This window comes from Bradyrhizobium sp. 1200_D9_N1_1 (assembly GCF_052075915.1).
Lineage (GTDB): Bacteria > Pseudomonadota > Alphaproteobacteria > Rhizobiales > Xanthobacteraceae > Bradyrhizobium > Bradyrhizobium diazoefficiens.
The window spans coordinates 2,326,634-2,339,538 of record NZ_CP197226.1 but is presented as its reverse complement, the minus strand read 5'-3'; the positions used below and the strand labels follow the sequence as shown (position 1 = coordinate 2,339,538).

The 12,905-nt window shown below is 63.0% G+C and carries 11 protein-coding genes; 4 read left to right on the top strand and 7 right to left on the bottom strand.

Annotation, left to right across the window (positions count from 1 at the left end; genetic code table 11):
- The first annotated feature begins 21 nt into the window (after positions 1-21).
- Entirely contained in the window at positions 22-1,809 is a 1,788-nt protein-coding gene (locus AB5K84_RS11330; RefSeq protein ID WP_038965642.1) for a peptide ABC transporter substrate-binding protein, read from the top strand.
- A 119-nt stretch (positions 1,810-1,928) separates the two neighbouring features.
- Here the strand turns inward: AB5K84_RS11330 and AB5K84_RS11325 are convergent, their stop codons facing one another.
- On the bottom strand, positions 1,929-2,819 hold the full coding sequence (locus tag AB5K84_RS11325; protein WP_441232396.1) for a sigma-70 family RNA polymerase sigma factor: 891 nt from the start codon (positions 2,817-2,819) through the stop codon (positions 1,929-1,931).
- A gap of 20 nt (positions 2,820-2,839) precedes the next feature.
- Positions 2,840-3,148, bottom strand: coding sequence for a hypothetical protein (locus AB5K84_RS11320; RefSeq protein ID WP_011089658.1), 309 nt, complete (start codon positions 3,146-3,148; stop codon positions 2,840-2,842).
- Positions 3,149-3,330: 182 nt separating this feature from the next.
- On the opposite strand from AB5K84_RS11320, the gene AB5K84_RS11315 reads away from it, so the two are divergent.
- Both AB5K84_RS11315 and AB5K84_RS11310 read left to right on the top strand, forming a co-directional pair.
- Positions 3,331-4,737, top strand: a complete 1,407-nt coding sequence (locus AB5K84_RS11315) for a DHA2 family efflux MFS transporter permease subunit (protein ID WP_011089659.1) — start codon at positions 3,331-3,333, stop codon at positions 4,735-4,737.
- Positions 4,738-5,575: 838 nt separating this feature from the next.
- Positions 5,576-6,424, top strand: coding sequence for a GIY-YIG nuclease family protein (locus tag AB5K84_RS11310; protein WP_441232395.1), 849 nt, complete (start codon positions 5,576-5,578; stop codon positions 6,422-6,424).
- Positions 6,425-6,547: 123 nt separating this feature from the next.
- Here AB5K84_RS11310 and AB5K84_RS11305 read toward each other — a convergent pair whose 3' ends face one another.
- Together AB5K84_RS11305 and AB5K84_RS11300 are read right to left on the bottom strand one after the other, a co-directional pair.
- Positions 6,548-7,762, bottom strand: coding sequence for a hypothetical protein (locus tag AB5K84_RS11305; RefSeq protein ID WP_162494147.1), 1,215 nt, complete (start codon positions 7,760-7,762; stop codon positions 6,548-6,550).
- 184 nt (positions 7,763-7,946) lie between these two features.
- A complete protein-coding gene (locus tag AB5K84_RS11300) occupies positions 7,947-8,126 on the bottom strand; it encodes a hypothetical protein (protein WP_133415034.1) in 180 nt (59 codons plus the stop codon).
- Here AB5K84_RS11300 and AB5K84_RS11295 point away from each other — a divergent pair.
- Positions 8,040-8,357, top strand: coding sequence for a DUF6538 domain-containing protein (locus AB5K84_RS11295; protein ID WP_038965639.1), 318 nt, complete (start codon positions 8,040-8,042; stop codon positions 8,355-8,357). The genes AB5K84_RS11300 and AB5K84_RS11295 overlap by 87 nt on opposite strands.
- A gap of 42 nt (positions 8,358-8,399) precedes the next feature.
- Here AB5K84_RS11295 and AB5K84_RS11290 read toward each other — a convergent pair whose 3' ends face one another.
- From AB5K84_RS11290 to AB5K84_RS11280, 3 genes are read right to left on the bottom strand one after another with little or no spacing between them, the layout of a single operon-like run.
- Positions 8,400-9,767 (bottom strand): sensor histidine kinase, encoded by a 1,368-nt coding sequence (locus AB5K84_RS11290; RefSeq protein WP_011089662.1) that lies wholly within the window; start codon positions 9,765-9,767, stop codon positions 8,400-8,402.
- Complete coding sequence (locus AB5K84_RS11285) at positions 9,742-11,199, bottom strand: sigma-54-dependent transcriptional regulator (protein WP_011089663.1); 1,458 nt, start codon at positions 11,197-11,199, stop codon at positions 9,742-9,744. Before AB5K84_RS11285 ends, AB5K84_RS11290 begins: the two co-directional genes overlap by 26 nt.
- Positions 11,196-12,896 (bottom strand): hydrogenase maturation protein, encoded by a 1,701-nt coding sequence (locus AB5K84_RS11280; protein WP_011089664.1) that lies wholly within the window; start codon positions 12,894-12,896, stop codon positions 11,196-11,198. The genes AB5K84_RS11285 and AB5K84_RS11280 overlap by 4 nt, the downstream gene beginning before the upstream one ends.
- Positions 12,897-12,905: the final 9 nt, after the last annotated feature.

Below are 12,905 nucleotides of genomic sequence, written 5' to 3'. Positions count from 1 at the left end.
CGCGAAGGTGGAGCTCATCCGATGAACGAGAACGAAATCCGCGAGGCCATCGCGGAGGTGAAGGACGGCACGCTGTCGCGGCGCTCATTCATCCGGACAATGGCCGCGGTCGGGATCGCGGCGCCCGTTGCAAGCCAGATTCTGCTCTGGAACGACGTGGCGATGGCGGATGCCACCTTGCCATACAAGCCGACCAAGGCCGGCGGCGGCGGCCCGCTGAAGATCCTGATCTGGCAGGCCCCCACCCTGCTCAATCCGCATTTCGCGCTCGGCACCAAGGACCAGGTCGCCTCGCGCATCTTCTTCGAGCCGCTCGCCGGCTGGGACAGGGAGGGCAACCTCATCCCCTGCCTCGCTGCGGAGGTTCCGACCAAGGCGAACGGCGGCCTCTCGCCGGATGGCACCAGCGTGACCTGGAAGCTGAAGCAGGGCGTCAGGTGGCATGACGGCAAGCCCTTCACCGCCGACGACGTCGTCTTCACCTGGCAATATGCCGCAGATCTGGCGACGGCGGCGTACACCACGGGCTCCTACCAGAACATCAAGGTCGAGAAGATCGACGACCACACCGTCAAGGTCATCTTCAAGGCCCCGACCCCGTTCTGGGCCGACCCCTTCGTCGGCGCGGTCGGCCAGATCCTGCCGAAACATCATTTCGGCGACTATGCCGGCGCGAAGTCGCGCGACGCACCGGGCAATCTGAAGCCGGTCGGCACCGGCCCGTACAAATTCGTCGAGTTCAAGCCGGGCGATTTGATCCTGGCCGAGCGCAACCCCGACTATCACGTCAAGAACCAGCCATACTTCGACACGCTCGAGGTCAAGGGCGGCGGCGATGCGGTCTCCGCCGCGCGCGCCGTGCTGCAGACCGGCGAATACGACTATGCCTGGAACCTGCTGGTGGAGGACGAAGTCCTCAAGCGCATGGAGGCCAGCGGCAAAGGCAAGGTGGAGTTCACGCTCTCCGGCGGCGTCGAGTTCATCGTCCTCAACACGACGGACCCGTGGACCGAGGTCGACGGCGAGCGTTCGAACGCCAAGACCAGGCACCCAACGCTGTCCGATCCGGCCGTTCGCCGGGCGTTCAACCTGCTGGTCGATCGCGAGGCAATCCAGAAATTCATCTACGGCCGCGCCGCCGTCGCGACGGCGAGCTTCGTCAACCAGCCCAGCCAGTTCAAGTCGAGCAGACTGAAATACGAGTTCAACGTCGACAAGGCGAACAAGATCCTCGACGAGGCCGGCTGGAAGATGGACGCTGACGGCATTCGCGAGAAGGACGGCAAGAAGCTCAAATACGTCTTCCAGACCTCGATCAACGCCCCGCGGCAGAAGACGCAGGCCATCATCAAGCAGGCCTGCCAGAAGGCCGGGATCGACATCGAGATCAAGTCGGTCACGGCATCGGTGTTCTTCTCGTCCGATGTCGGCAACCCCGACACCTATTCGAAGCTCTATTGCGACATGGAGATGTACAACACGACGCAGCCGCAGCCCGATCCCGAGCGCTTCCTGAACCAGTGCGTCTCCTGGGAGATTTCGTCCAAGGAGAACAAATGGCTCGGCCGCAACGTCTCGCGCTGGTCCGATCCCGAGGCCGACAAGGCCTACAAGGCCGCGCAAAGCGAGCTCGATCCGGTCAAGCGCGCCGCGCTGCTGATCAAGGTCAACGAGATCTTCTGCGAAGCCAACGTGCTCGTGCCGCTGCTGTCGCGCAACATCGTCGGCGGCGCCGTCAACAGCCTCATGACCGACATCTCGGGCTGGGACGTCACGACGTGGAATCTGGGGAGTTGGTATCGGAGTTGAGGGGGACATAGGAGCGCGACGAGCGCTGTCTCAACCGCATCATTGCCCTCCGGACGAGGGTGAATGCGACTTTCTTTCCGTTCAAGTACGGCGAAGGGGCGCTGCGTTCGCTCATACGCTCACCCTCTATCCACCACGCACTCGGCGGCATCGATAACGTACGCCGCGTGGCGAAAATCCCTGATGATGGCGAGCTTGTCGGCGGACCAGTTCAGCAGCATGAAATATTTCGGCCGCCCGTTCGGCTCATTGGGATCGAACACCAGGATCGCGGGACGTCCGTCGACCTGCCCCGTCACCAGGTGCCAGTCGCTGACCTTCGAATAATTGCCGAAATAGCGCGACACCTCGGCCTTGCCTTTCAACCTGGTGCGGTTCACGAGCTCGAGCCTGACGTCATCGGCGATCATTTCGCGGATGGCGTCGAAGTCGCGGGCATTGAAATGGCCGACATAGGCGTTGAGCCGCGTGCGGTCGGCTTCCGACAGCTCCGCTCGTGGCGCATCGTCGGGCTGCTCGGCGAACTCATGCAGCTGCGTGCGCCCGCGATGCAACGCGGCCTTCACCGCCGGCAGGCTGAAATCCATGATGTCGCAGACCTCGGCAAGCGAGCAGCCGAGCACGTCCATCAGGATCACGCTGGAGCGCTGCGCCACCGGCAGCCGCATGAAGGTGCGCCGGCTGGTCGCAGCGATCTGGCGGCTTTCCAAATCATCGAGCTGGTCGGCAATCATCTCCACCTCCTCAGCCGAATGCAGCGCCTCCTGCCGGTTGCGGCGGCGCAGGAAATCCAGCGCGGTGTTGTGCGCGATGCGAAACAGCCAGCCCTCCGGATTGACGGCGGGCGTGACCGTTTGCAGCGCCTCCATCGCCTTGATCAGCGCATCCTGCAGCACGTCCTCACCGTCGATGACCGAGCCGACCATGCGTGCGCAGTAGCGATGCAGCTTCGGCCGCATCCCCGCCAGCAGGGACTCGATATCGATGGTGGCCAGGGGGTCTGGCGCCATTGTTCCTCCGCCTCGCCTGCTCAGGACTCGTCCAGCATACGATAGTTGCCGACGATCCTCACGTCACGAACCAGCGGCGGCTCCGCGCAGCGGTCGCGGATGCCGTCCTGGAACGCCTGAAACGCCCTGAGCTTCGGGATCGGGCTCGAGCCGTCCTCGGCCGCGGCTTCGACAAAATGGATGAAGGTGTCGTCCTCCAGCCGCAGCGTCAGATAGCGCACGCCGTCTGGGCTCTCCGCCTTCAATTCCGCAAACACCGCCGCAACCAGCTCGGCGTTCCGGTCGGCCAGTTCCGGCTTGGTCTTGTACCTGATCAACGTCCTTCTCATCGCGCGCTCCTTTTTTCATGTCGCGACCTGGCTCGCGGCCGCCTCACCCCTAGGACGTTTGCCGGCAGCCGAAGGATGCGGCCCGGGAAAGATTATTTTTGGGCGCATCCTTTGCCCCTCCGGCCTCGTCTAGCCCGCAGAACGCGCCGCGACAGGGTGGCGCGAGACACGGAGAGAGGGCGATGCAGACCCCGACCAATCGCGCCGAGCAGAACTGGGTGCTTGGCGTCACCGCGCTGGCATCCTTCATGATGGCGCTGGACGCCATGATCATCACGACGGCATTCGCGGCCATCCGCGCCGAATTCGGCAGCCGGGTCGAGACGCTGCAATGGACCGTCAACGCCTTCAACCTGACCTTCGCCGTGCTGCTCCTGACGGGCGCCGCACTCGGCGACCGCTTCGGGCGCCGCCGCATGTTCGCGGCCGGGATCGCCCTGTTCGTCGTTGCATCGGCGGCCTGCGCGCTCGCCGGCAACGCCACTGCGCTGATCGCCGCCCGCGCGCTGCAAGGCGCCGGCGCCGCGCTGGTGATGCCGCTCGCAATGGCGATCCTGAGCGGCACGTTCGGCCGCGAGGAGCGCGCCCGCGCACTCGGCATTTTCAGCAGCATCACCGGCTGCGCGCTGATCATAGGCCCCGCCATCGGCGGCTTCATCACCGAACATCTCGGCTGGCGCTGGGTGTTCTGGATCAACCTGCCGATCGGCCTGATCGCGATCGCCCTGGTGCTGGCGCGGTTGCGCGAAAGCTTCGGACCGGCCGCCGCATTGGACATCCCCGGACTGTCGCTCGTGGCGCTTGCGGCGCTCGCACTGGTCTGGAGCCTGTTGCGCGGCAACGCCGTGGGGTGGGCGAGCGCCGAGGTCATGGGCACGCTGATGTCGGGCCTGGTGCTCGCGGCCGGCTTCGTGTTCTGGGAATTGCGCGCGGCCGCGCCTATGGTGCCGATGCGGCTGTTTGCATCGCGTGCCCTCGCCTCCGGCATGTCGGCAAGCGTCCTGTTCTACGCCGCGATGTATGGCGTGGTGTTCCTGCTGCCGCAGTTCCTGCAGACCACGCTGGGCTTCGATGCCTTCGGCGCCGGACTTCGCCTGCTGCCCTGGACAGCGACGCTGTTCGTCACCGCCCCTGTGGCCGGCGCGGTCGTCAACAGGTTCGGCGAGCGGCCGCTGGTGGTGACGGGATTGCTGATGCAGGCGATCGGCCTTGGCTGGATCGCCGAGATCGTGAATCCCGCGGTTCCCTACTCCGCCCTGGTCGCGCCGCTGGTGCTGGCCGGCGTTGGCGTCTCGATGGCGATGCCGGCGGCGCAGAACGCCATCCTGAGCTCGGTCACGGTGGCCGAAATGGGCAAGGCGTCCGGCGTCTTCAACATGGGGCGCTTCCTCGGCGGCATGTTCGGCATCGCCGCGCTGGTGGCGACCTTCTCGGCCAACGGCGGGGCCTACTCGGCCGCGCATTTCGAGAGCGGATTTGCCGCGGCGATGAGCCTCGCCGCAACGCTGTCGTTGGCCGGCGCGATCGCGGGGTTGTTCCTGCCGGCACGGCGACGCATCGCCGGCGCAGCCGCGCCGCAAGATGCGTGACCTGTCAAACAGCGGACACGCCTTCCCGTCCTCGCGGCGCATGTCGCCCGAGCTTTGCTTCGTCGCTCGACCCTCGTTAGCCAAGAGGGCGCAGGGAAGGCCGGGTGCCAGCCGGCACCCGCGGTCCGCTGCGCGAAGATGTAGCGCAAAAGAACCGCACAGCAGCATACAGGTGTAGCCAATCACTCGGCCTTCCCTGCGCAGTGGTTGGACGGCTTATGCCGTGCTCTCCCGGGAGCCGAACTTTCCCTCTGGCCTCCCTCACTTCGCGAATTGACGATGCTGTCCGCCCGGTTGGGCTCGCACACACCTCCGCGAAAGCTTGACCGTAGCAACGACGGCCAGGACCACACGGTTTTGCCGTACGCCCGGCCCGCCATTTCGCCGCAGTTTTCCCGACCCTGTCGACGGAGCCGGAAACTTACAGCCGAGACGAAGCCTAGCAGCGCCGTTCGTCCGCACGCGGTTTCGAGCTCACAGGGACTACCCGCCCTGCCCGCACCGTCTCGTGCCGACGCTGCCGCGTCCACCGCAAGCCCGGCTCGCGAAACGTGACGACACAAGATCGCCCCTCAAGGATGAGCCGGGATGGGCGAGACATACGCCGTTTCCGAATTTCGGTAAAGTGGAATATTTTTGTGGGGAGGGGTTGACGGGGTGGCGACACAGGGCGGATTTTGACCGACGCGTCCTGAAGCGGGCAATCCTTTATGCTTTTCCCGTCGAAGGCGCTCGCGCCAACGGACGCCACAAAGCAGGGCCGGCTCAGACCATTTGTCTATTTCCCTTCTCCGCGTCATCTCGATAAACGTGTCGCCTGGGTATGAGGGGCGTTCGTATGCCGCATGGCTTCGTCTATATTCTCGTTTCGCCGAACAGTGATCACATAAAAATCGGCCGTACTGAGCGGCCCATCAGCGAACGCTTGCGCGGAATAAATGGGGGTGAAGCGTACGCAGCTCACGGACCGTGGGAGCTATCAGACTTCGTTCATGTCACGGACAGCACGGTCGTCGAGAGCGCAACGCACCGCCATTTTATTGACCGAAAGGTCAATGTAGAGGGTACGAATGAGTTGTTCAGCGTCGCTCCTCACGAGGCGAGGAAGGAATTGCGCCGGATAAGCGCACCTCTCCGGGTTGATAGTGAAAGGACGGATCAACTCTTCCATAACCCCGATGTGATCTTGTTTCTTTTCAATTTATTTCAGCTCTCGGGGTTGTACGGAAACCTCGACATGCAGGGCTCCTGGACTTTGAGCGTGCTCCCACAGACGAATGGAGGCCGCTGGTTCACATTGAATATTGGATCGCATGAAGTTGCATTTAGCACCCGCACGTCAACCGACGGCAAGTTTTCGCATCACCTCGTGCTGGACCGCCTGATTTTGGAGTACCCAAACACGATCATGTGGCTCGGCCAACACGGCGGGGACGTTCGACGGGCCGAATACAAGGCGGCCGAAAGAGCGGTAAGCGTGAGCTTTGATGAAGATTTTGCAAGGGCCGAACGCTTCTTTGCGCGCGAAGGAGTTCGCCGCGCAATGGTTGCTTACTGGGCTGACGCTCTAGCCGATCTTCGCGAGCGGCATGCGAAGAGTGTCTACGCCAGATATCATTCCTACGACGCCGTTTCCCCGTTACTGGAATACAAAAGGGCGCGAGATAAAGTGATCCTAAGCCCTTAGCTCGTAGGATGGGTAGAGCGAAGCGAAACCCATCAAGCTCTGGCAACGAAGAAGCATGATGGGTTTCGCAAGTGCTCTACCCATCCTACGTACGGTCAGCGCAATTCTTGATTTCGACTCCGCCTATGCTTCCGAGCCATAGAGATCACAAGCGAACTCGCCTACATCCACGGTTGCGGCATCTCCTAAGCTTTTCAGGTAATCCAAAAACTCTTGCGGATCGCTCATCGAGAAGATGCGAGCTTTGTAACTGAGTTCGGAGCGGAGACGCCCTTGCTTCAATAAGGATGCGCACTGCCTATCCACGAACATCGCGTCGACGTATGGGGCATATGTCGATATCGCGGAGAAGTCGTTCAGGATGCTTGCGTTCATTACCGGGCGCTGGCCCGACGAGATTCTCCAACCCAGCGCAGCGAACAGATAAGCAAAAATCTTGTGTGCCGGCTGCTGCTGATTTCCCGGCCATTCCAGAAAATTCAGCACCTCCTTAAACGCGTCTTTCGCAGGCACACCATTACGCTCAAACAGTGCGGATAATCGTGCATAGCGGCCGATCAATCCGAAACGGATATCCAAAACACTGGTGGGGTCGTCGGACACAATCGCCGCCTGCGTTCTACTTATTTGCACGCTCAGAGCTTCCCGCATCGCTGAGCCGTAGCTCGATAACTCGTTTTGCAAAATGTCATTGAAAGTCGGCCTCTTCTTGACCCAAACATCAGCCAACTGCTTGTGGCTCGCTTCGGCAACCGCCTTGTCCTGTCGCAATCCAGGCGCGAAGACTGAATAATCTGAGTTCACACTGATATGGTAGATGGGCAGCCAAACATTGCGAGTTCCAAAAATGATCTCGTCAACACTTGTGCCGAGGGACGGCGGCGGCTCGCCCTTTAAATAGGCTTTCGCAAATTCCCATTCTTGCTGTGTGGCGATTGCATCCGTCCTCTCGAACGAGGTTTCCCCACTGAACATTTCATGTGCAAGGCGCAACTCGGCCGGAGAATGCCAAACAATCGTCTCATCCGAATGGAGATTCGAGGCCGGAAATATTACCTGCTGTCTCAGGTAGGCACGATTGGCGAGCGCGTAGCAATCCTGCCAAAATTGTTCGCGAGGCGCACCCGGTTTCCGCGTCTTCGTTTTGGTCTTGTAGAGTTCGCTTACCGCAAATTGATCAAGATAAACGACGCGCTTATCGACGTCAGGAAGTACCTCGTCATGTGAGTACGCGCATGCTTTACAGCGTTTGACAACGCGGGTGCCCCCGACAGACAGAGTGCCGAACGATTCGCCTTCGCAGCGGGGGCATATCCGAAAGGGAGCAACTTCGAACATTCTGCCATCTAAGAGCAATCCAGTCTCTAGACAACCTAAGGCCGATGGCACCGGCAGCCACAAGCGTTCTCGCCACGCAGCTTCGCATGTTGAAGAATGAGCGGATCGCAACGCTCGAGTGATTTGTACGGAACAATTGGTAGCGGGAGAGGGGCACGCTACCACATCCCCTGCGACAGTAATTCTATCGAAAAAACAATGCTTTGCCTGAGATTTTGAGTTCGAGCCAGGGGCGATTCATCTCGCCGGGATGCATCGTCCCTGGAAAGGCAATGACATGGCCCGCCCGGCCTATCTCCACCGCCGTCCGGACGGCCGGTACTGCATTCAGATTAGACTGGGGAAACGCGCCCAGGAAATCCATGGCCGCCCCTTGCTCCGTGTCAGCCTCAGGACAGCGAATTTCCAGGAGGCGCGGAGAAGGCTGGTGGTTAGCCTCGGATGGGCGGTGGACATCGTCAAGCTCCCGGCCTTGAATCGCCAGGGGCAATTGAGCCGCCGGCGGTCAAGCAGTGAGCCGCCGGTGGTCAAGCAGATGAGAGAAGTCTTGCTTGCTGCAAGGCGCCGCGCCGACACAGGCGAACTCACGTCCTGAGGACGTATCGATAGCCTTCGTCAAAGAGCTGCGCGCCAGTGTTTACGCAGCCGGCAAAGCAAAAGAGAACGTCGCGCCGCCGTCCGGCTCGTTCGCAGCCAGAAGCTCGCCGCCGTGCTCGCGCACAATGCCGTAACTGATCCAGAGGCCGAGTCCCGTGCCCTCGCCGACCCGCTTGGTCGTGAAGAACGGCTCGAAGATGTGGCTGATGTGATCCTTGTCGATTCCCGGACCGTTGTCCGAAATCCGGAACAGGATCTCGTTGCCCTTGCGCGCCGCCGAGACGACCAGCCGCGGCAATTCGGTGTCGCGCATTGCGTCGATCGCGTTCTCGACAAGATTGACGATGACCTGGTGCAACTGTCCCTCGTTGCCGGAGATCCAGAGTTCCGGCTCGAGCTCCATCTGCAGGTCGATGCGCACCTGCTTGGTGCGGACGGCCCACAGCACAGCGGTGTTGATCAAACGCTCGATATTGACGCGCTCGACCTCGCCGAGCTTGCTGAAGGAGAGCCGGCGCAGATTCTTCACGATCTCGCTGATCCGGACCGCCCCCTCCATGGTGCCCTCGATCAGCGGGCCGAAATCCTCCATGACCTCGTCGATGCGCAGGCTCTTCTTCAGTGCGGCGAGGTCGCTCGCCCGGCCCTTGCCGTGGATCGCGTCGAGATAGGCGACGATGGCCGCGCGGTAGCGGATCAAGGTGTGAATGTTGCCGTAAACGAAGCTGATCGGATTGTTCAATTCGTGCGCGACGCCAGCGACGAGACGGCCGAGGCTCGCCATCTTCTCCTGCTCGACCAGCTGCCGCTGGGCGCGCTGCAATTCCTGATGGGCCTTGTGCAGCGCCTCATAGGCGCGGCGCAGCTCGCCGATCGGCCGCCCTGTCAGCACCACGCCGATAAAGCGGCCGCGATGGTCATGCCGCGGCGAACTGTTGATCGCGAACAGATCGGTGCTGCCGCCGTCCGTCGCGAACCTCAATTCACCGTCGACGACGTCGGGCGTGCCGCGCGGCTTCAATAGCGGCACCAGCTTGGCGCCGTCGGCGGCATCGATGACGTCGGCGATGTTCCTGCCGACCACGTCCCCGACGCTGCGGCCGAGCGCATGCTGGAACGCGGAATTGACCTGCTGCACCATCCCCCTGGCGTCGCAGACGATCAGGATGTCCGAGACGGATTCGATGACGTTGGTGACGAAGGCCTGCGCCTCCTCGAGCTCCGCGTTCTTGTGCTCGAGGTCGACCTCGTAGCGCAACAGGTCCGAATAGACCTCGTCCATCTTGCGGATGACTTCGATCCAGGCGCCTTCGCGCTCGCGGTCGAACTCGATCGCGCCGCCGCTGGTGACCAGCTTGAGCAGCGAATCCGCCTCGCTCGCTTCAGGAGAATGCGTCGCCTTTGGCATTTTTTCTCAGATCATACCTGGACAGCTTGTTCCTGAGCCCTACCCGTGAGAGACCCAGCTCGCTGGCGACACGACTGATGTTTCCGTCGTTCCTCTCCAGGCAGTTCATGATAACCGACTTCTCGAGATCCTCCACCTTGTCTTTCAGCGAGGCCGATCCGTTCAGCCTGCCGTGGGCCGGCAGCGGCGCGGATCGCTTCCCGTTGCGGCGGCCGAGCAGCGGTGGCGCGGCCAGCTCGTCCCGGTCGGCGAGCACGGCCATGCGCTGGATCTCGTTCTGGAGCTCGCGTACGTTGCCCGGCCAGTGATATTTGCCGAATTCCTCCAGCGCCGAACGCGCGAAGCGCAGATTCGGCCGGTTGAAGGAACTCTTGACCGCCGACAGCACGCCCTCCGCAATCAGCGGGATGTCCATCGGGCGCTCGCGCAGCGCCGGCATGTGCACCGGGAATGCGGCGAGGCGGTAGTACAGGTCGCGCCGGAAGCGGCCGGCCTCGACCTCCGCCTCCAGGTCGCGATTGGTCGCCGCCACCACGCGAACGTCGACCTTGCGCACGCGCTGCGCGCCGAGCGGCCGGATCTCGCTCTCCTGCAGCACACGCAGCAGCTTGACCTGGAACGCCGGCGAGGTCTCGCCGATCTCGTCGAGGAAGATCGTGCCGCCATCGGCGACCTCGAACAGGCCGATGCGATCCTGGTAGGCGCCGGTGAAGGCGCCCTTCTTGCAACCGAACAGCTCGCTTTCCAGGAGCTCGTCCGGCAGCGCGCCGCAGTTCTCGACCACGAACGCCCTGTTGGCCCGCGCCGAGCCGTAATGGATCGCGCGAGCCAGAAGCTCCTTGCCGGTGCCGGATTCTCCGGTGATCAGAACCGAGATATCGTAGTCGGCTGCGCGCCTGCCGAGCTCGATCACGGCGTGCATCGGGCTTTCCGTCGAATGCACGATGCGGTCGAAATCGTAGAGCTGCTTGGCCACCCCGCGCTTGACCGAGACGACCTTCTTGATGTGCCCGGAGGTCGCCTTGACGTCGACGCCGGCGGTCTCGGTCTCCTTCTGCAGCCGATAGAGCTGAACCGCCTCCTTGACGGTTTCGACCAGCTGGTCCGGCTGCCAGGGTTTGGTGATGTATTGATAGATGCCGGCCTCGTTCAGTCCCGCGATGATGTCCTCGGACTCCGAATAGCCGGAAATGATCATCCGCACCGGGTCCGGCCAGAGCTCGCGGACGCGCTTCAGGAAGCTCACGCCGGATTCGTGCGGCATCCGCTGGTCGCAGAGGATCGCGTGGACGATCTCGCCCTCCAGCAGCTTCTCCGCATCGGTCGCGTTGCCGACGCAGAGCACCTCGAAATCCTCCCTGAGCACGCGCCGCAACGCTTCCTGCGAGCGGACCTCGTCGTCGACGACGAGAATGGTTCCCTGAATGCTCACGATGACACCGCCATGCCGACAGGCCGACCTGGCGCACGCCTGATACGGTGACCTGCGATGGTCAGCGGCGTGCGCGACTTCGGTACCTTATGGATGAAATTGTAGCGCGCGACATGATAGCTCGGATCGAAGCCGTAGAAATTCAGCTTCATCCGCCGCAGCTCCTCGTCGCGGTAGGATTGCAGGGGCTTTTCGGCCTCATCGGCGGCCCGCCGCTGCTGCTTGGCGGCAAGGCGCGCGGCAAAGCCGGCATCCGACGCCATGGCTGCGCCGCTCTGCACGAGGCTTGCGTCGGCGAGCGCCTCGCCCGACAGCACGCGGTCGACGATGGCGAGGCGCCGGGCTTCCGCCACGCCCATCGGGAGCCGGCATTGCGTGATCCGGGTTGCGTTCGCGGCCCCCGCACGGCGCGGCAGCAGATAGGTCCAGTATTCCGAGCCGTAGAGATTGCCCATGTCCTTGTAATGCGGATTGAGGATGATCTGGTCGCTCGCCCAAACCTCGTCGGCGGCAAGACTCAGGAACACGCCGCCGGCACCCGCATTGCCGCGAATGACCGAGACGACCAGGCGATCGGTGGTCTCGATGATCGCGCGGGCGAGATCGTCGATCGCATTGATGTTGCGCCAGGACTCGTCCGCGGCGCTTTCGGCTGCCTCGATCTCGGCAAGATGGATGCCGTTCGACCAATAGTCGGGGCCGCCGGTCAGCAGCAACACCCTGGTCGGGCGTTCCAGCGCAGCGCGATAGGCGCCGAGCAAGGCTTCGCAGTCACCGGTCGCCATGGCGCCGTTGTAGAAGGAGAACGCGAGCTCGCCGACCTCGCCATGCTCGCGATATCGGATCGGGGCGTAGCCGCAGCCAGGCCGGTGCGGCAAATACGCCGCCTCCGCGGCGAAGACTTTCGCCGCGGGCAGCTTCAGGCTCTTCGGCGCGAGTCGCTTGACATGGCCGATCCAGACCGCGCCATCGACCGTGGCACGCGCCAGCGCGCCTTCGCATTGCGCGATGACTGTGCCGGGCACGCCGGAGATATCGTGCGCTTCGTGCGCATCGAACAGCCTGACCTCCTGGAAGAACAGGCTATCGACGAGGCCCGGCATGCCATCGGCGCTGTTGATCTTGCGCAGCACGGTCATGGTGCTGTCGTGCTGCCAGTCGATCGTCCGGTCCGCCTGACGGCAAGGTCCGCGCACGCGAATGCGCGGGTCACCCGCCTGCATCGGCTGCGGGGCAGCCTGTCCGGCTTCGATCGCAGCGACCGCTTCGAGCACGGCTGCGACCGCGCAGGAGGTTAGCTCGTTGCGGTAGATGCTGGACTTGGCCGCGCACCGCATCGGGAAGCTGCGGAACGACCAGATTGGACCGGCATCGAACTCGCCATCCGCCTGTAGCACCGTGACGCCCCACTCGGCGACGCCTTCCAGAACCGCCCAGTCGAGCGCGGCCGGACCGCGGTCGCCGGGCGGCCCGGGATGGACGACCAGGCAGCGCACGCTCCGCCAGACGTCGTCGGGGATCGCGCGCTTCAGGAACGGCGCGATCACCAGGTCCGGCCGATGCAGCGCCACGCTCTCGCGCGTGACGTCGGCGTGGATGTCCAGCTCGACCGAAACCTCGTGGCCGCGCTCGCGCAACTCGACATGGAGCCGCTGCGTCAGGCTGTTGAAGGAGTGCGATAGCAGCAGGATGCGCATCTCGAAGCC